Annotated in this window: 17 protein-coding genes; 16 read left to right on the top strand and 1 reads right to left on the bottom strand. The window is 34.4% G+C overall.

Annotated elements, in window-relative coordinates; translation table 11 throughout:
• The first annotated feature begins 3 nt into the window (after positions 1-3).
• Genes BM203_RS03325 through BM203_RS03305 form a run of 5 tightly spaced genes read left to right on the top strand, consistent with a single transcriptional unit; the run spans position 4 to position 4,948 of the window.
• The gene (locus BM203_RS03325; protein WP_090092752.1) at positions 4-750 is read left to right on the top strand and encodes a Stp1/IreP family PP2C-type Ser/Thr phosphatase; all 747 of its coding nucleotides are present in this window, start codon (positions 4-6) and stop codon (positions 748-750) included.
• Complete coding sequence (gene pknB / locus BM203_RS03320; RefSeq protein WP_090092751.1) at positions 750-2,714, top strand: Stk1 family PASTA domain-containing Ser/Thr kinase; 1,965 nt, start codon at positions 750-752, stop codon at positions 2,712-2,714. The genes BM203_RS03325 and pknB overlap by 1 nt, the downstream gene beginning before the upstream one ends.
• Complete coding sequence (gene rsgA, locus BM203_RS03315; protein ID WP_090092749.1) at positions 2,711-3,604, top strand: ribosome small subunit-dependent GTPase A; 894 nt, start codon at positions 2,711-2,713, stop codon at positions 3,602-3,604. Before pknB ends, rsgA begins: the two co-directional genes overlap by 4 nt.
• Positions 3,605-3,617: 13 nt before the next feature.
• Positions 3,618-4,268 carry a ribulose-phosphate 3-epimerase gene (rpe, locus tag BM203_RS03310; RefSeq protein ID WP_090092747.1) on the top strand — a complete coding sequence of 217 codons (651 nt, stop codon included), beginning with the start codon at positions 3,618-3,620 and terminating at the stop codon, positions 4,266-4,268.
• Complete coding sequence (locus tag BM203_RS03305) at positions 4,265-4,948, top strand: thiamine diphosphokinase (RefSeq protein WP_090092746.1); 684 nt, start codon at positions 4,265-4,267, stop codon at positions 4,946-4,948. The genes rpe and BM203_RS03305 overlap by 4 nt, the downstream gene beginning before the upstream one ends.
• An 89-nt stretch (positions 4,949-5,037) precedes the next feature.
• On the opposite strand, the gene rpmB is transcribed toward BM203_RS03305, so the two are convergent.
• Positions 5,038-5,223, bottom strand: coding sequence for a 50S ribosomal protein L28 (gene rpmB / locus BM203_RS03300; protein WP_090092744.1), 186 nt, complete (start codon positions 5,221-5,223; stop codon positions 5,038-5,040).
• Positions 5,224-5,390: 167 nt separating this feature from the next.
• Here rpmB and BM203_RS03295 point away from each other — a divergent pair, with 167 nt between their 5' ends.
• The 11 genes from BM203_RS03295 (at position 5,391) to BM203_RS03245 (ending at position 18,679) form a co-directional block, all read left to right on the top strand.
• Entirely contained in the window at positions 5,391-5,753 is a 363-nt protein-coding gene (locus BM203_RS03295) for an Asp23/Gls24 family envelope stress response protein (RefSeq protein ID WP_090092743.1), read from the top strand.
• Between the two features lie 21 nt (positions 5,754-5,774).
• Positions 5,775-7,433 carry a DAK2 domain-containing protein gene (locus tag BM203_RS03290; protein ID WP_090092742.1) on the top strand — a complete coding sequence of 553 codons (1,659 nt, stop codon included), beginning with the start codon at positions 5,775-5,777 and terminating at the stop codon, positions 7,431-7,433.
• Between the two features lies 1 nt (position 7,434).
• On the top strand, positions 7,435-9,471 hold the full coding sequence (recG, locus tag BM203_RS03285) for an ATP-dependent DNA helicase RecG (protein WP_090092740.1): 2,037 nt from the start codon (positions 7,435-7,437) through the stop codon (positions 9,469-9,471).
• Between the two features lie 15 nt (positions 9,472-9,486).
• Complete coding sequence (gene plsX, locus BM203_RS03280; RefSeq protein WP_090092739.1) at positions 9,487-10,485, top strand: phosphate acyltransferase PlsX; 999 nt, start codon at positions 9,487-9,489, stop codon at positions 10,483-10,485.
• 29 nt (positions 10,486-10,514) lie between these two features.
• Positions 10,515-10,757 carry an acyl carrier protein gene (gene acpP, locus BM203_RS03275; RefSeq protein WP_090092737.1) on the top strand — a complete coding sequence of 81 codons (243 nt, stop codon included), beginning with the start codon at positions 10,515-10,517 and terminating at the stop codon, positions 10,755-10,757.
• A 120-nt stretch (positions 10,758-10,877) separates the two neighbouring features.
• Positions 10,878-11,888: an ABC transporter ATP-binding protein gene (locus BM203_RS03270; protein ID WP_090092736.1), complete on the top strand. Its 1,011-nt coding sequence runs from the start codon at positions 10,878-10,880 to the stop codon at positions 11,886-11,888.
• Between the two features lie 4 nt (positions 11,889-11,892).
• Positions 11,893-12,870: an ATP-binding cassette domain-containing protein gene (locus BM203_RS03265; RefSeq protein WP_090092734.1), complete on the top strand. Its 978-nt coding sequence runs from the start codon at positions 11,893-11,895 to the stop codon at positions 12,868-12,870.
• A gap of 2 nt (positions 12,871-12,872) precedes the next feature.
• The gene (opp4B, locus tag BM203_RS03260) at positions 12,873-13,832 is read left to right on the top strand and encodes an oligopeptide ABC transporter permease (protein WP_090092732.1); all 960 of its coding nucleotides are present in this window, start codon (positions 12,873-12,875) and stop codon (positions 13,830-13,832) included.
• Between the two features lie 12 nt (positions 13,833-13,844).
• Positions 13,845-14,765 (top strand): ABC transporter permease, encoded by a 921-nt coding sequence (locus BM203_RS03255; RefSeq protein WP_090092731.1) that lies wholly within the window; start codon positions 13,845-13,847, stop codon positions 14,763-14,765.
• 165 nt (positions 14,766-14,930) lie between these two features.
• Positions 14,931-16,706: an oligopeptide ABC transporter substrate-binding protein gene (locus tag BM203_RS03250; protein WP_090092729.1), complete on the top strand. Its 1,776-nt coding sequence runs from the start codon at positions 14,931-14,933 to the stop codon at positions 16,704-16,706.
• A 209-nt stretch (positions 16,707-16,915) separates the two neighbouring features.
• A complete protein-coding gene (locus BM203_RS03245) occupies positions 16,916-18,679 on the top strand; it encodes an oligopeptide ABC transporter substrate-binding protein (RefSeq protein WP_090092728.1) in 1,764 nt (587 codons plus the stop codon).
• The last annotated feature ends 91 nt before the right edge of the window (positions 18,680-18,770 follow it).

Genomic DNA, 18,770 nt, shown 5'->3' with positions numbered 1-18,770 from the left:
GTTTTGATAAGAACAGCTTTTGCTTCGAGTATTGGAAAAATACGAAAAAGTAATCAAGATTTTGTACAGGTTTTTAAAAATAAGAATAATGCAGTAATGGCCATTGTTTGTGATGGAATGGGTGGTCATCAAGGTGGGGATGTTGCTTCAACAATGGCTGTAAGCCATTTAGGGCATAGCTTCAGTATGACTGATTTTAACGATTGCTCTAGTGCCCATAAGTGGCTAGATGTTCAGCTTAAAGTAGAAAATGATACAATCTTACATACTGCAGATCGATTTCCAGATCTCAATGGTATGGGTACTACGATTGTTTTAGCAATTGTCTTTGACACTGAAGCAATAATTGCACATTTAGGTGATTCACGTGCATATGGTTACACGGAAGGTAAATTTACTCAATTAGTAGAAGACCACTCACTCGTTAATGAGTTAGTAAAAATGGGACAAATTACTAAGCAGCAGGCGAAAAACCATCCGCAAAAAAATATTATTACGCAATCATTAGGTGTTTCTAGCACAATTGATCCAGAATTTTGTCAAATCAAGATAAAGAAGCATGACCTTATTTTATTATGTACCGACGGTTTAACTAATTCCTTGAGTGATCCGCAAATCCAACAAGTTTTAGCAACTAAAGACTTATCCCTTAAAGAGCGGTGTCAAAAATTAATTGATGAAGCCAATCGCTTAGGTGGGGGAGATAATATCACTGTTTGCCTAATTTTGGATGAAGGCGGTGAAAAATAATGATAAATAGGGGCTATTTGCTAGGTGATCGTTATCGTATTATAGATACTCTGGGCGAAGGCGGAATGTCTAATGTATATTTGGCTGAGGATATTATTTTACAACGAAAAGTTGCTGTTAAGATTCTGCGCATGGATTTACAAAAAGAACCGCAAATTTTAGCTCGTTTTCAGCGTGAAGCATTAGCTACTAGTGAACTTAGTCATCCCAATATCGTTATGGTTTTAGATGTGGGCACGGACTATGGCTTACCATACATGGTCATGGAATATGTTGATGGACCAGATTTAAAAGATTATATTAGAAAAAATACGCCTCTTGATTTACATGATGTGATTCGTATAATGGATCAAATTTTAAGTGCGATGACACTAGCTCATAAACATAATGTGATCCATCGTGATTTAAAACCACAAAATATTTTAATGGATAAAAGAGGCAATATTAAGATTGCTGATTTTGGTATTGCCGTTGCGTTAAATCAAAATTCTGTTACACAAACTAACTCAGCTGTTGGTTCTGTTCACTATATGTCACCCGAGCAAACTCGAGGCGGCTTAGTTACTAAGCAATCCGATATTTATTCTTTGGGGATAATTCTTTATGAATTAATTACAGGTTCAGTGCCCTTTAATGGTGACTCGGCTGTTGCCATTGCATTAAAACATGCTCAAGAGCCGATTCCTTCAATTAAAGAAAAAGATGAAAAAGTACCGCAGTCTTTAGAAAATGTGGTTTTAAGGGCGACAGCTAAGGATCCACGTCTTAGATACGCGTCAGCTTATGAAATGCAAGTTGATTTAGATACAAGTTTAGAAAAACAGCGGGCAAATGAACCTCCCTTTTTAGCTAATAATGGTTTAAATAATGATGAAACGATTGTATTACCAAACTTTAAAGCGAATAGAACGAGTGCGACAATAGAGCAAGCAAAAAAAAGTATAGCTAAAGATGAGCAAAAGAAAAGCCCTATTTTTTTTCAGAATTTGCGTAAATATAAATGGTGGTGGATTTTTGTTGGATTAGCAGCTATAACAGTAGTTGGGTTAATGTTTTTTGTACTTTTTGGTAGGAACAATAATGAAGTTCGTATTCCTAATGTAACCAATTTAACTGAAAGTAGGGCACGTAGTCGTCTAGAAAATTTAGGATTAAAAATAGGTAGCATAAAGCATAAAAATTCTAATAGCATTGAAAAGGGTAAGATCATTAAAACTTCACCACCTGCTGGAAAAAATATTAAGCAAGGGCGCTATATTAATCTTTATGTTTCTGATGGTGCAAAAATGATTCGTGTCCCTGATGTAACAGGTGAAAATTATCAAGTGGCAGCAAGTAAACTTGAAAGCATGGGTTTTCAAGTTATACGAGCAAATCAATTTTCAAACAGTGTTGCGCCAGAGAATGTTATTACGCAAAGTATTGCAGCAGATGTAGAGGTTAAGCCGGCCCAAACAACGATTACACTTAGTGTTTCTAATGGTCGAAATGAACATATTGATTATAATCTGATTAAATTACCTAATTTAAGTACGTATTCTCTGAAGAGTGCGCAGATATATGCACATAGGCATAATTTGATTTTACAAGTTAGTCCAACTTACTCAAATAAGGTCAAAAAAGGTATGATTATTTCTATGAGTCCTTCCGCTGGAACAGCAGTTCAACGCGGTAGTACTGTTATAGTTAGTGTTTCTGAGGGGTCCAAAAGGGAACAAGACTTTACGGTTACCAAGACTTTCACTGTTAATTATGAAAACAATGAGGGAGCTATTGATAGCAAGCAAAACCATGTTCAAATATATATAAGTGATGATAGTCACTCCGTAAAAAATATTTATCGTGATTTGTATATTAAACGAGATGTCAATTTTTCAATACCTTTTGTGCTAAAAAATAATTCGGGTATATTAAAGGTTGTTCGTGATGGACAAACGATTTTAAATGAAAAGGTTCATAAATGAATAAGCAGGTAGAAGGAATTATTGTCAGTTCAATTGCAGGATTTTATGATGTTCAAACAAGCAACGGAATTGAGCGTACAAGAGCGCGCGGAATTTTTCGCAAAAATAAGCAAAAGCCGACCGTAGGTGATCGAGTAAAAATACAACTTGATGAACATGGAATGAATTATTTAGTTGAAGTTTATGCGCGAACAAATTTAATCGGGCGACCTGCAGTCGCAAATGTTGATCAAGTTTTATTGGTTATTTCTGCTGTGGAACCCGAATTTTCTTTGCAATTACTTGATCGTTATTTAACATTTTTTTCTTGGCAAAAGGTTGCAGTTAGTATTTATCTTTCTAAGACTGATTTAGTTAGTGCACCACAATTAACTGAAATTAAGCAAAATCTCAATTATTATGCCCAACTTGGATATCAAGTAGTTTATAATTGGGAAGATTTTGCGCAAAATTTGGCTACCATTATTAAGCCCAACCAGATTTGGACCTTGGCTGGGCAATCGGGGGCAGGAAAGTCGACATTAATTAATCATCTTAAAAAGAGCTTAAAGCAAAAAACGGCGGCCATATCTTCCAGTCTAAATCGAGGCAAGCATACAACAAGAACGGTCCAGCTTTTCCGTATAGGTCATGGATATTTAGCTGATACGCCTGGCTTTTCTGCAATTGACTTTACACCAATTAAAATAAACGAGTTGTGTAATTACTTTGTCGAATTTAAACGAGTGAGTAGTAGTTGTAAATTTCGTGGTTGTCAACACCTTAAAGAGCCTAAATGTGAAGTTAAAAATTTAGTTGAAAAAAAACAAATAAAGCAAAGTCGCTATGATAATTACTTGCTTATGAGAACAGAAATTGAACATGGGCGGCTTCCAGAATACTTAAAGTGAGAAGAAAGAAAAAATGATGATAGCACCTTCAATTTTAAATATTAATAATCTAGATTTAAAAAATGATATTCAAGTAGCAGCTCAAGCAGGAATCAAAAGATTCCATATTGATATTATGGATGGACATTTTGTTCCTAATCTATCTTTTGGACCACAAGTAGTAAGTGATTTTAAGAAGACTTTTCCTAAGCTTGAAGCTGAAGTACACTTAATGAGTAATAAACCAGAAATAATGGTTCCAGCTTTTGTTAAAGCGGGGGCTGATTTAATGTTATTGCATTATGAAGCTATGGATACTGCTGAATTGAATAAATGGATTGACTACTTAAAGCAGCGTCAAGTTAAAGTCGGTCTTGTACTTAATCCTGATACCCCTTTAACGGTTTTACCCCCCTTTATACCAAAAATTGATCAATTATTAATTATGACAGTTTATCCCGGCTTTGGCGGGCAGAAATTTATTGCTGAATCGTGTGAAAAAATTCGTCAAGCCAAACTCATGTTAGCAAGCAAGATTCCAGTTGAGGTCGATGGTGGAATAAATAGGCAAACTGCAAAATTAGCCCAAGAAGCTGGGGCAGAGATTTTTGTTGCGGGGTCATATTTATTTTGTCAAGAAAGTGTTGTAGCGCAAATTAACGAATTGAATAGGGTCTTAAAATGAAGGCTGTTGCGTTATTAGGCGGGCCTAAATCACAGTGGCCAGCCTTTATGAAAAAACAAATTTTTGCGGCAAAAAAAAGAGCCTCCTTACTAATTGGTGTTGACCGAGGGAGTATACTTTTAGCGGAATTAGGATTAGTGCCAGATTTAGCTGTGGGCGACTTTGATTCGCTTAAAAAAAATGAATTAAATATTATTGAACAATATATTCCTGACATGCGCTATTCGGTACCAGAAAAAGATTTAACTGATACTGAATTGATGTTAAAATATGCTTTTGAAGATTATCAGATAAATTTTTTAACACTTTTAGGAGCTACTGGCGGGCGTCTTGATCACTTTATGACGAACATGTTAATGATGCTTAAGCCTGAGTTTAATGCCTGGGCTGAAAAAATAGAAATTATTGATCGGCAAAATCTAGTTAAATTTTATAATCCTGGTAATCATACAATAAAAAGACGGCCAGGTTATACATATTTTGGAATAGTTACTCTATCAGAAGTAAAAAATTTAAATATTAATGGCGCAAAATATAATTTATCTAGTTACTTTAATTCATACCCAATATCTTTAAGCTCAAATGAATTTGTACAACAGAATTTAGTTAATGTATCTTTCAATGAAGGCGTTGTTGCTGTGATACAGTCGAAAGATATCAACCGATTTCAGAAAATTTAAAAAACCATTTTCTATAATAATTAGACAGAAAATGGTTCTAATTTTAAAATAAAAAAACTGGCGGCAATCATTAGTCGTCAGCTTTTTTATTATACGCGAGTAACTTTACCAGACTTTAAAGTCTTAGTTGAAACCCAAACACGTTTTGGTTTACCATCAACAAGAATGCGAACTTTTTGAAGGTTTGGCTTCCATGTACGACGTGACGAATTCAATGCGTGTGAACGTGTATTACCAAAAGTGGTCTTTTTACCAGTTAAATAATCTTTTGCCATTTGCTAAACCTCCTTTATTTGTGTTTTCATACTCAATTAAGATAGCATAATTTAAAAATCATTGCAACTCTAAAAAGTATTTTTTATGAATAGGATTTTCCCTTAATACTTGATTACTATGATAAAATAGATTCATAATATCGAGAACAATGATATGGAGGATAAATATGGCTGTAAAAATCAAAACAAAAGATGGTTTGATTGATATTTCAAACGGAGTAATTGCAACTGTCGTTGGTAGCGCAGCTACATCCAACTACGGAGTTGTTGGAATGGCATCAAAGAATGCAATTCGTGATGGATTTGATGGAATTCTTAACCGTGCAAATTATAAACGTGGTGTAGTTGTCAAGTCAGAAGATAATATGATTACAGTTGATGTTTATATTATTGTAGGTTATGGATTGAAAATTTCAGAAGTAAGTCGTAATGTACAAGACAGCGTAAAATTTAACTTGAAAAATCAGCTTGGAATTGATACTAAGGCTGTTAATGTCATCGTTCAAAGTGTTAAAGTGCTTGACGAATAATTCAAGCGGAGGTTTAGGATATTGGTTTTAAAGGAAATAGATAGTAAAAAATTTAGGGATATGGTTCGTGTTGCAACCCATAGATTAGGTCGTAATGCAGAGTTTATTAACTCGTTGAATGTTTTTCCTGTACCAGATGGTGACACTGGCACAAATATGAATTTGACTATTGAAAGCGGAGCTAAAGCTGTTAGTGAAAACACTAGCTCAAGCGTTGGTGATTTGACTGAAAGTCTAGCTAAAGGTATGTTAATGGGGGCACGGGGAAATAGTGGTGTTATTTCTTCACAATTATTTAGAGGTATTTATAAAGCTACCCAGGGGATGCAGACTTTAAATGCACAAGAATTGGCTAATGCTTTTTCTAATGGTGTAGCTACAGCATATAAAGCTGTAATGAAACCAGTTGAAGGTACTATTTTAACGGTTGCTCGCGTGGCAGCTCAAGATGGTGTTAATAAAGCTAATGAAACTGATGATGTTGAAGAAGTAATGAAAGCCATTGTTGAAGGTGCAAAAAGAGCATTAAAAACAACCCCTGACTTATTACCGGTATTAAAGCAAGTAGGTGTAGTTGATTCTGGTGGTCAAGGCTTACTATTTATTTATGAGGGCTTTTTAGAAGGACTTTTAGGAGAAAGCTTTGCCGATCGCTATCAACCAGATGAAGGTGAAATGGATGAAATGATTAATGCAATGCATCATCAATCAGTCCAATCCCAGCTTTCTACTCAGGATATAGATCATGGTTATTGTACGGAAATTATGGTTGATTTAACTGCCGATATTCCTAATAAAAAAGCCTTTAATCTTGAAGAGTTTAGAAGTTATCTTTCAAAATTAGGTGATTCATTACTAGCCGTTTCAGACGATGAAGTTGCTAAAGTGCATATTCATACAGAGCATCCGGGTGAAATCTTTACTTATGGTAGTCAATTTGGTCAATTAGGCAAAATAAAAATTGATAACATGCGGATACAACATGAAACAATTGTCAACAGTAATGAAGAGAATCAGGAAAGTGTTGATTTTGCTGTGATTGCAGTTGCGTCTGGAAATGGGATTAGAAAGCTGTTTGAAAGTGAAGGAGTCAACCGAATTATTTCTGGTGGACAAACAATGAATCCTTCAACTCAAGATATTATTGATGCAATTAAAAAATCTGGTGCTAAGCAAGCGATTGTATTGCCAAATAATGGCAACATTGTGATGGCAGCTAAGCAGGCAGCAGAAGTTAGTGATATTCCAGTTGGGATTGTTCCAACTAAGACGATTTCTCAAGGATTAACAGCAATGTTATCGTTTGATCAAGATGCTAGTCTTGAAGACAATGTTGAAAGCATGACAATGGCACTTGAAACAGTTGTTTCTGGTGAAGTTACTCAGGCTAACCGGGATACTTGCATTAATGGGATTGATATCCATAAAGATGACTATCTTGGTATTATTGATGGTGACATTCAAGTGGCAACATTTGATTTGATTAACTCAACTGTAAATATGATTGAGAAGATGTTAGATGAAGATTCAGAAATTATTACGGTAATGTATGGCCGTGATTCTAATAAAGAGCAAGCAGATCAAATTATAGCCGCTCTTGAAGCAAAGCATGGTGACTTAGAATTTGAAGTTCATGATGGTGGTCAACCAGTGTATAATTTCTTAATTTCTGTGGAATAAAATGGATGCAAGTAAAGTATTTGCTCCCGTAACTGACTTAAAAGGAGTAGGGACAAAAACTGCTGCAATACTTGGAAGCCTTGGAATTTATAGTATTTACGATTTGCTTTTTTATTTTCCTTTTCGTTATGATGAATTACAAACAATTCCTCTTGATCAGATCATGGATGGTCAAAAAGTAATGCTAAAGGGAATCGTTGCTACGGAAGCTTTTGTAAGTAGATTTGGCTATAAAAAAAGCCGTTTGAGTTTCAAATTAATGATTGACCATGATGTTGTCATGGTCAATTTTTTTAATCAACCTTGGCTTAAAGAAAAAATTGTAATTGGTCAAGAAGTAGCAATATATGGTAAATATAATTTAGCCAAGCAAAGTTTGTCAGCTTTTAAATTTGTAGCAGCAAAAGCAAATGATAGCGGTATGGCACCAATTTATTCAGTTAATCGGCATCTTAGACAGAAAAAATTGACTGATTTAATTGACCTGGCTATAGCAGATTTTTTACCAGAAATAGGTGACGTGGTACCCTCTGCTATACGTAAGAAGTATCGACTATTAGATGAACAAGAGATAATAGTAAAGATGCATCATCCTAAAAATGGTAAAGAAGCTATGATTGCTAAAAGAAGTGCAATTTTTCGTGAATTTTTTATTTTTGAAATGGAACTGGCATTTTTAAATAACTTTAATGCTAAAAGTATTGGATTTGCTAAAAAATATGATTTAACTGAAGTAACAAAATTAAATAGCATGTTGCCATTTGAACTTTCGGCGGATCAAAAGCAAGTGATTAATGAGATTTTTGCTGATTTACATTCTAATCGACAAATGAATCGTTTATTACAAGGAGATGTTGGATCGGGAAAAACAATTGTTGCTGTTTATGTAATGTTTGCAGCAGTTACAGCTGGTTATCAAGTGGCTTTAATGGTACCAACAGAAATTTTGGCTACGCAACATTTTAAAAAAATTGATGAATTACTAAGTCCATTTGGGATAAAAACAGCTCTCTTAACGGGTACAACCAAAACACTGGAACGACGAGAAATATATAAGGAATTAGCTGATGGGACACTTAATATTGTGGTTGGTACCCATGCTATAATTCAAGCTAAAGTTATTTTTAAAAAATTAGGTTTAGTAATTATTGATGAGCAGCATCGCTTTGGTGTAGGTCAAAGGCAAACCTTAATTAATAAGGGTGATCGGCCAGATGTATTGACGATGACAGCTACGCCTATCCCGCGTACTCTTGCTTTAACAATATATGGGAATACCGCAATTTCTGAAATACGACATCTGCCAGCGGGCCGAAAACAAATTATTTCTGTTTGGAAAACTAGTAGTCAAATAAATGATGTGTATAAATTGATGCAGAAACAATTAAACCAGGGTTTCCAAATTTATGCAGTGACACCATTAATTACAGAATCTGAATCGTTAGATTTAAAAACTGCTGAACAACTTTTTGAGAAACTATCTCATGATTTTCCTAAACAAAAGGTAGTTTTATTACATGGACAAATGCCTGGAGCTAAAAAAGACGAAATTATGATGGCTTTTGCTGCAGGAGAAATTGATATTTTAGTAGCAACTAGTGTAATTGAAGTTGGCGTAGATGTGGCTAATGCTAATATGATGATAATCTATAATGCTGATCGCTTTGGTATGAGCCAGTTGCATCAATTACGTGGTAGGATTGGTAGAGGAAAAACTCAAAGCTATTGTGTTTTTTTAGCTGATCCGAAAACAGAAATTGGTAAGACAAGGATGCAGACAGTCTCAGCAACAACAGATGGCTTTAAACTTGCAAAGGCAGATTTGAAAATGCGGGGTGCAGGTGATTTATTTGGTAAAGCACAGTCAGGTTTACCCGAGTTTCAAGTTGGCAATGTCGTTAATAACTATGAGACACTAGTAGTGGCACAACAAGTAGCTAGAGATGTCATAACACAGGATCCAGATTTACAACAGTCAATACATAAAAACCTTAAGCAGGTACTAGAATATAAACAATTACAGCAAGAAAGAACTTAGAAAAGATTGGTAAAAATGAAAACAATTGCAATTGATGCAATGGGCGGAGAAAATGCCCCAGAGGCAATCGTCCAAGCTGTTTTACAAGCAAAAGCTGAACTAAAGAATACAAGGTTTATTCTTTTTGGTGACGAAGAAAAAATAACTAATTTAATTGGCCAGGATAAAGAAAGAATAGCAATTGTGGCAACTACTCAGGTGATTAAGGATGAAGATGAGCCGGTTAAAGCAATTCGTACTATGAAAGATTCTTCTCTAGTGGTTGCTGCACAGTATGTTAAACAAAAAAAAGCAGATGCACTTCTTTCCTTAGGAAATACGGGCTCGATCTTAGCCTGTGGAATTTTCATTATCGGACGAATTAAGGGAGTAGCGCGTCCTGGATTTATGCCGACGTTACCAGTTAAAAATTCTGATGATGGGTTCAATATGATTGATGTAGGGGCGAATGCTAAGAGTCGCCCGGAATATCTCCTTGATTGGGCAAAAATGGCTGCATATTATGCTGAAAAAATCAGAGGAATTAAAAATCCTAAAGTTGCTCTGCTGAATAATGGGGCTGAAAGTGATAAAGGTGATGACCTGCATCAGCAAGCATACGAGTTATTACGTAAAAGTAATCTTAACTTTATTGGTAATATTGAAGGCAACGAGTTGCTGGACGGTAAGGCAGATGTTGTTGCAACTGATGGCTTTACTGGGAATGCAGTTCTTAAAAACATTGAAGGAACTTCAGGCGTTTTAATTCATTTGTTAAAGGATAGTCTGCTAAACAATGGACCAATCACCAAAATAGGTGCATTAATGATTAAAAATGCTTTAAAAGGACTTATATCAAAATTCGATGTTGATAAATATGGTGGGGCAGTTTTACTTGGAACAGATGCGCCAGTAGTTAAAACACATGGTCGGTCTGATAAGCGTGCAGTTTATTATACGATTAAACAAATAGATAAGATTTTAAGTGAAAAAATAATTGATCAATTTAGACAGGAATTTAATCATAAAAAATAATTTAAAGTTAGGGTAAAAAGGAGAAAATGATGACTAAAGAAGAAATTTTTATCAAAATTCGTGATATTTTAGCTGATAACTTAGAGGTTGATAAAGATAAGATCACCTTAAATACTGATTTTACTAATGATCTTGATGCTGATTCTATAGACTTAGTTGAGTTTATTTTGCAATTAGAAGATGAGTTTGGCTCAGAAATTTCTGATGAGGATGCAGAAAAAATCAAAACTGTTGGTGATGCAGTCAATTACATTACTTCTCATCAAAAATAATTTTAAAAAAGTCGTCTTGTAATTTGCATGTAGTCGATTTAATGTATATAATTAGAAATTAAATAAATTTATTAAATATCTTTAATAAATTCTTTGAAAATTTGAGAGGGGAAATGACCTTTGGAAAAACAAAGTGATCTCTTGCTAGACATCCAGCATTTGCATACTGCTTACCGTTTACAAGGAAAATTTTATGATGCTGCTGATGATATTAATATAACATTGAAGCGTGATGAGATTTTATCAGTTGTAGGTGAATCTGGTTGTGGTAAGAGTACAATTGCTGCAAGTATTATTGGTTTATATGACCATAAAAATACAAAAGTAACTGGCGATATTATGTACAATGAATTAAATCTTGTAGGTTTGAATGAATCCTTATTTGATAAGATTCGAGGAAATAAAATTGGAATGATTTTTCAAGATCCGCTTGCAAGTCTTAATCCGTTAATGAGAGTTGGAGACCAAGTAGCTGAAACACTCTATTATCATACTGATATGAATGAACAAGAGCGGCACAATCGTGTAATTGAGTTGTTCAATCAAGTAGGAATGCCAAAACCAGAGTCAACTTATGCTATGTATCCCTTTGAGCTTTCAGGAGGTTTGCGTCAGCGAATTGTTATTGCGATGGCAATTGCCTGCAAACCAGAAGTAATTATTGCTGATGAGCCAACAACTGCTTTAGACGTTACTATCCAAGCCCAAATTTTAGATTTACTAGAAGATATTCAGCGTCAATCTCATTCTGGTATTATCCTAATTACACATGACTTAGGTGTTGTTGCCGAAACAGCTGACCAAGTTGCAGTAATGTATGCTGGACAGGTAGTCGAAAAAGCAGATGTAAAAACTATTTTTGAAAATCCTTTACATCCTTATACTCGTTCTCTTTTGAATTCAATGCCGCAATCTGAAGATGAAGATGAAGATTTACATGTTATTCAAGGAACAGTTCCATCATTACAAAATATGCCTCATGAAGGTGATCGCTTTGCCGCAAGAATTCCTTGGATTCCTGCAAGTGCTCATGAACAAGAGCCAATAATGCATGAAGTTGAACCTAATCACTGGGTGAGATGTACTTGCTGGAAAACGTTCCACTTTCAAGATGAAGTAGGTGGGGAGTAGTTTTATGGCTAAAGAAATTATTCAAGTTAAGAATTTAAAGGTTCATTATCCGATTAGATCAGGTTTTTGGAATCGTATAACAGATTATGTTCGTGCTGTTGATGATGTAAGTCTTACAATTAACGAAGGTGAAACATACGGTTTAATTGGTGAGTCCGGTTCAGGTAAATCAACTACTGGTAAAGCAATTGTTGGTGTTGAACCAGTTACTAGTGGACAAATTATTTATAAAGATGTTGATGTGACAAAGCCAAGTAATCGGCGTAAACTTAACTACAATAAAGATGTTCAAATGATCTTTCAAGATTCAATGTCAAGTTTGAATCCACGAAAAAGAATTGAAGATATTATTGCCGAGCCAATTCGCAATTTTGAAAATCTGACTACTGATCAAGAACGTACTCGAGTACAAGAGTTATTAGATATTGTTGGGATGCCTAGTGATGCAATTTATAAGTTTCCACATGAATTTTCGGGCGGTCAAAGACAAAGAATTGGTGTTGCGCGCGCAGTTGCAACTAATCCAAGATTAATTGTTGCGGATGAACCAACTAGTGCCTTAGACTTATCGGTTCAAGCTCAAGTATTGAACTTTATGAAGCATATTCAGCAACAATATAACATTGCTTATTTATTTATTTCACACGATCTGGGTGTTGTTAAGCATATGTCTGAAAATTTAGCAATTATGCACCGTGGACGTTTGGTAGAGATTGGCAGTAGAGCAGATATTTATAATCATCCAATGCACATTTATACCAAGCGACTATTATCGGCAATTCCAATGGTTGATGTTGAAAACAGAATAAAACATAAAAAGCATCGGCAAGAAGTTGAATTGGAATTTCAAAACGATCAAAGTAAGTGGTATGACAAAAATGGTTGTGTCTATCCTTTACAACAAGTTTCTGGTAATCATTGGGTAGCCTTGCCTAAAGATGAAGTAATACAAGAAGAATTAAATGAAAAGGGGAGAGACTAATCATGTGGAAAACAGTCTTAAGACGTATATTAATCATGATCCCGCAATTGATCATTTTGAGTATTTTAGTCTTCTTCTTGGCTAAAATGATGCCCGGTGACCCGTTTAGTGGACAAATAAATCCTAATACGGATCCCAAGCAGCTTGCCGCTTTAAAGCAAGCAGCAGGCTTAAATGATCCAGCTCCAGTACAATATGCTCGTTGGGTGGGTAACTTGTTCAAGGGTGATATGGGTACCAGCTATATCCAGCATGTTCCTGTAACGTCACTAATTGCTGATCGAGCTGTAAATACATTTTGGCTATCACTATTAACGACAATTATTTGTTATGCAATATCTATTCCTTTAGGTGTGACTGCTGGTCGTCATCAAGATGAGTGGCAAGATCAAACAGTTCAAATTTTTAACTATATAACTTTTGCTGTGCCAGCGTTTGTATTTTTCATTTTAGGAATTTGGTTGTTTGGTTTTACTTTGGGTTGGTTCCCTATTTCAGGTTCAGTCTCACCAAATGCTTCAGGATTTTGGGGCACTTTGGGTAGTCAACTGTATCATATCCTCTTACCAGCAATTTTATCAGCATTAATTACTACGACCTCGATTGTGCAATACCTTAGAACTGGTATTGTCGACAATAAAGTTGAAGATTATGTTCGTACAGCACACAGTAAAGGTGTTCCGGATAATGTTGTTTTTAATAAACATATTTTGCGTAACTCATTACTACCAATTGCATCTTCATTCGGTACAGTAATTACTGGGTTATTGAGTGGCTCAATGGTGGTTGAAATGGTTTTCAGTTACCCAGGAATGGGAAAATTATTCCTAGATTCGATTGGTCAGCGTGATTATACTACTTTAACGGCATTAATTTTAATTTTTGGTACTTTAACTTTACTTGGTAATTTATTGTCCGATATCATTATGAGTATTGTTGATCCAAGAATAAGAATTAAGTAAGGAGGAAGAGGAATGTCTGATAAGAAAAAGAATGCTTCAAAAACAGAAGTAAAAAAAGCAAAAATTTCTTCTCCTGCCTCAAGTTTTAAAGTGGTTGTGCGGGAAATTGTTAAAGACAAAGTTGCTTTAACTGCATTTATTATTATTGTTTTAATTTTGTTGTTTACTTTTGGTGGATCTTTATTCTTAGATTCTAGCAAAGTTACTGAGATTAACATTATCGATGCCTACAACGGGTGGGGAGTTAATGGTCACTTATTTGGTACAGATGATGGTGGCCGTGACATTGTTAATCTCTTAATTATGGGTGGCCGCAATTCAATTTTAATTGGACTCGGTGTTACTGCTGTCTGTGAACTAGTGGGGTTAGTGGTTGGATTAGTATCTGGCTATTATGGTGGTTACATTGATGCCATTATTATGAGAATTGTTGACTTTGTGCAAGTTTTACCGAGAATGCCAATTGAAATTGTTTTAGTTACAGTTATTCCACATTACAGTGCGTGGAGTTTGGTTTGGATTATTTCGGTATTTGGATGGACCAATACTGCAAGATATTTTAGGGCCTTCGTTTTATCACAACGCGATCGCGACTATGTTCTTGCATCTAAGACTTCTGGTTCATCAGATCTAAAAATTATGTTTCGTGAAGTATTACCGAATATTACGTCAATGTTAATTATTGATGTTGTGTTAACAATTGCTGGTAATATCGGTATTGAAACTACTTTGTCATTTATTGGTTATGGTTTACCACCAACAACGCCTTCTCTAGGAACTTTAATTGGTTTTGCCAACGATCCGGTTAATGTCGTTAACCGTCCTTGGTTGTGGTTACCAGCTACTGTTATGTTATTAGCAATATCATTAAGTATTAACTATGTAGGTCGAGCACTCCAACGTGCAGGTGACGCAAGACAAAGAGAAAATTAAATAAACTATAAAAAAGCTTTGCTTTGGCAAGGCTTTTTATATTACTTTTTATAGTGAAACCTGTGATTAGTCAGTTATTGGACGCTATGTTAGAATATAAACAATGTCTTATTATAACAAATATAAAAAATTATAATTGGCCAGACTAGATAGGAGTTCCATAATATGTACAAAACAAGAATTATTAGCTTTACAGGTCTCATCGCAACTGTTGCCTTAACCTTAGCTGCGTGTGGCAAAAGTGATAGTAATTCTATCAATAATGAAAATGCAAAGCTAGTAAGTAAATTTCCGCAAGCTGTTCCAGTTAAAAAAGCCAAGCAAGGCGGTACGGTAAAATATGCAGTAGAAACTGATACACCATTTACAGGAATTTTTTCTGATGAGCTTTCTACAACTTCAATTGATGGTGCTGTAGCAGCACCAGGTGAAGAAGCACTATTTGATACAGATAACAATTTTAAAATTACTGATAAAGGGCCAGCAATTCTAAAAATTAACCGCACGGCTAAAACAATAACGATTACGGTCAAAGAAGGGGTTAAATGGTCAGACGGTAAGCAGGTTAATGCCAAAGATATAGAATACCCTTACGAGATTTTAGCCAATAAAAAAACTAAGTCACAAAGATATAGTAGTCAATTTGAAGAAATCATTGGTATGAAGGAATATCATGAAGGCAAGGCTAATACAATTTCAGGAATTGAAATGCCTGATGGTGATAATGGACGTACAGTGATAATTCACTTTAAAGCGTTGAAGCCAGGAATGTTATATAGCGGAAATGGATATTTTTGGGAAAGTGCTGCCCCTTATCACTATTTAAAAAATATTGCATTTGATAAATTACAATCGGCTGATGAAATTAGAAAAAAACCATTATTTTTTGGTCCATTTCAAGTTCAAAAAATTGTTCGGGGGGAAGCAGTAACTTGGGTGCCTAATAAATATTACTGGCGCGGTAAACCAAAGCTAGATAAAATTACCGCTCAAGTAATTTCACCTAACTCAACTTCAGAAGCAATTAAAAATCAAAAGTTTGATGTAGCACAAGTAATTAATTCACAATGGAATCAAGTAAAGGATACAAAGGGAGTTAACTTTGTAGCGCAAATTCCACTTTCATATAATTATTTGGGTTTTAAAGTTGGTAAGTGGGATAATAAGCAGGGCAAAAATGTCATGAATTCACAGGCAAAAATGAATAATAAGTCTTTACGTCAAGCAATGGCTTTTGCCATGAACATTGGTTCTGTTGATCAACAATATACAGCGGGATTAAGTTTTCCTATTCCTACTCTTATTCCGCAACAATTTGGTGATTATTTCAATAAAAATTCTCAAAAATATGATTATAATCTTAAAAAGGCAAATACTCTATTAGATAAAGCTGGTTATAAAAAGAAGGGTAAATGGCGAGTTCAGCCTAATGGTAAACCATTAACAATTCATCTTTTAGCAAAGACAGGAAGTTCTGTTCAAGAACCAACAATCCAAAACTATCTCCAACAGTGGCAAAAGATTGGCTTAAATGTCAAATTAGTGAGTGGCAGACTAACTGAATTTAATTCATTTTCTGATAAAATTCAAAATGATGATCCAGAAGTAGATGTTTTTATAGCCGGCTGGAGTTTAGCAAGTGAACCATCACCTGCCTCCTTATACAGTGAATCTTCGCCAATGAATTATACGCGATTTGTTACTTCAGAAAACAATAAGCTACTAAACCAAATTGATTCTGAAAAGTCATTTAATCATGAATATCGTGTTCAAAAAATTCATGAATGGCAAAATTATATGAATAATCAGGCTTACGTAGTTCCAATGGATAATTCATACATACTAACAGCTGTTAATCAAAAATTGACAGGTTATTCAACTAAGCCAGTCGATAATTCAAATGGGCACCAATTATGGGGCAAAGTTGGCTTTAGTAAATAAAAATATGTGAAAAAGCTTAGTTTAAAACCGAGCTTTTTTATTTGCAAAAAATTATGGTTTAATTAGATTAACAAATTAATGCGCTGTTTTTATTAATTATTTATTAACAAATATCTTGATTTTAAAAATATAAATGTTAAAATCTCTTTATTAACTTGTTCTTTATTAACTTGTAATTGAAATTTACTTTATTTTTAAGGAGTTTATTTATGAAAAAATCAAAATTATTTAGTTCAATTGGGGTTGTAAGTGCTGCGGCACTAACTTTGGTTGCTTGTGGTAAAAATAGTAATAATGCTGACACTAATGATGCTAAGACAGCAAGCAAGTTTCCGCAGGAAATGCCTGAAAAAGAAGCAAAACAAGGTGGAGTTGTGAAATATGCTATTGAAACAGATTCACCATTTACAGGGATTTTTTCAAATGAATTATATACAACTGCCACAGATGCTAAAGTTATGGAGCCAGGTAATGAGTCACTATTTGATACCGATGACAATTACCAAATTACTAACAAGGGACCTGCCTCACTAAAAATTGATAAGAAAAATAAGACAGTTTCGATTACCATTAAAAAGGGGGTTAAATGGTCAGATGGCAAGCAAGTTATTGCTAAAGACGTTGAATATCCTTATGAAATTATGGGTAATAAAGCTACTAAATCGCAAAGATATACCAGTCAATTTGAATTTATTAAGGGCATGAAAGAATATCACGAAGGCAAGGCAAAGTCAATTTCAGGTATTGAAATGCCAGATGGTGAAAATGGTCTTAAGGTAGTAATCCATTATACTGAATTAAAGCCTGGTATGTATAATAGTGGAAATGGTTATTTTTGGGAATGCGCAGAACCATATCACTATTTAAAAGATGTACCTTTTAAAAATTTAGAATCTTCAGATAAAGTTAGAAAAGATCCTCTCTTTTTTGGACCATATCAAGTTCAAAAAATTGTGCGTGGTCAATCAGTAACTTGGGTACCAAATAAATATTATTGGCGTGGCAAACCCAAATTAGATAAAATTGTTTCTCAAGTAGTTTCAACCAATTCTACTTCTCAAGCAATTAAGAGTCATAAATTTGATATAGCAGAAGTAATAAATACACAGTGGAAGCAAGTTAAAGATACTAAAGATGTAACTTTTATTGCTAAGGTGCCATTAAGTTATAGTTATTTAGGATTTAAAGTTGGTAAATGGGATGCTAAAACCAGTAAAAATGTTATGAATCCTAAGAGTAAAATGAACAATAAGGCATTGCGTCAAGCAATTGGTTATGCTATGAATATTGAAGCAGTCAACAAACGATACACAAGTGGCTTGACTTTCCAAGTACCAACTTTAATTCCAGCTCAATTTGGTGATTACTTTAATAAAGATGTTAAAGGCTTTTCATATGATTTAAAGAAAGCCAATCAGATTTTAGATAAGGCTGGTTATAAGAAAAAAGGTAAGTGGCGTGTACAACCAAATGGTAAGCCATTAAAAATCAAATTATTAGCAGCTCAAGGTGATTCTTCAAGAGAACCGATTATTTTAAATTACATTCAACAATGGCATAAAATTGGCTTAAATGTTGGGCTAGTAGGTGGACGTTTGGCTGAAGCAAATTCATTCTTTGATAAAATTCAACATGATGATCCTTCCGTTGATATGTTTATGGCCGGGTGGTCATTATCAAGTGAACCATCTCCTGCGGGACTTTATGATGAAGGAGCAGCATTTAATAATGAAAGATTTGTGACTCCTGAAAATACGAAATTATTGAAAGAAATTGATTCGCAAAAGTCCTTTGACCACAAATATCGGGTGGAGAAATTCCATGAATGGCAAAAATACATGTTTGACCAAGCCTATGTAATTCCAACTAATAATTCTTATAATATTTCAGCTGTAAATAAAAAGTTAACTGGTTATTCTTTAAGACCTTCAAAAGGGAATTCTGCTTGGTATAATGTAGGTTATGTAAAATAAATTTTGATTTAATTCATAGATTAATGAATAATTTATAAAATATTTCTTTGCATATTAAAGTAAAAATGTTAAAATTCAGTCGTTAACTTGT

This window comes from Lactobacillus bombicola, assembly GCF_900112665.1.
GTDB lineage: Bacteria > Bacillota > Bacilli > Lactobacillales > Lactobacillaceae > Lactobacillus > Lactobacillus bombicola.
Note: the sequence above shows the minus strand (reverse complement) of the source record. Positions and strands in the feature narration are given on the sequence as shown.

Excerpts from the sequence above, each read along its gene's own strand:
- pknB (WP_090092751.1), top strand. The coding sequence starts at position 750 with ATGATAAATAGGGGCTATTTGCTAGGTGATCGTTATCGTATTATAGAT.
- rsgA (WP_090092749.1), top strand. The coding sequence starts at position 2,711 with ATGAATAAGCAGGTAGAAGGAATTATTGTCAGTTCAATTGCAGGATTT.
- rpe (WP_090092747.1), top strand. The coding sequence starts at position 3,618 with ATGATGATAGCACCTTCAATTTTAAATATTAATAATCTAGATTTAAAA.
- BM203_RS03305 (WP_090092746.1), top strand. The coding sequence starts at position 4,265 with ATGAAGGCTGTTGCGTTATTAGGCGGGCCTAAATCACAGTGGCCAGCC.
- rpmB (WP_090092744.1), bottom strand. The coding sequence starts at position 5,223 with ATGGCAAAAGATTATTTAACTGGTAAAAAGACCACTTTTGGTAATACA.
- BM203_RS03295 (WP_090092743.1), top strand. The coding sequence starts at position 5,391 with ATGGCTGTAAAAATCAAAACAAAAGATGGTTTGATTGATATTTCAAAC.
- recG (WP_090092740.1), top strand. The coding sequence starts at position 7,435 with ATGGATGCAAGTAAAGTATTTGCTCCCGTAACTGACTTAAAAGGAGTA.
- plsX (WP_090092739.1), top strand. The coding sequence starts at position 9,487 with ATGAAAACAATTGCAATTGATGCAATGGGCGGAGAAAATGCCCCAGAG.
- acpP (WP_090092737.1), top strand. The coding sequence starts at position 10,515 with ATGACTAAAGAAGAAATTTTTATCAAAATTCGTGATATTTTAGCTGAT.
- BM203_RS03265 (WP_090092734.1), top strand. The coding sequence starts at position 11,893 with ATGGCTAAAGAAATTATTCAAGTTAAGAATTTAAAGGTTCATTATCCG.
- opp4B (WP_090092732.1), top strand. The coding sequence starts at position 12,873 with ATGTGGAAAACAGTCTTAAGACGTATATTAATCATGATCCCGCAATTG.
- BM203_RS03255 (WP_090092731.1), top strand. The coding sequence starts at position 13,845 with ATGTCTGATAAGAAAAAGAATGCTTCAAAAACAGAAGTAAAAAAAGCA.
- BM203_RS03250 (WP_090092729.1), top strand. The coding sequence starts at position 14,931 with ATGTACAAAACAAGAATTATTAGCTTTACAGGTCTCATCGCAACTGTT.
- BM203_RS03245 (WP_090092728.1), top strand. The coding sequence starts at position 16,916 with ATGAAAAAATCAAAATTATTTAGTTCAATTGGGGTTGTAAGTGCTGCG.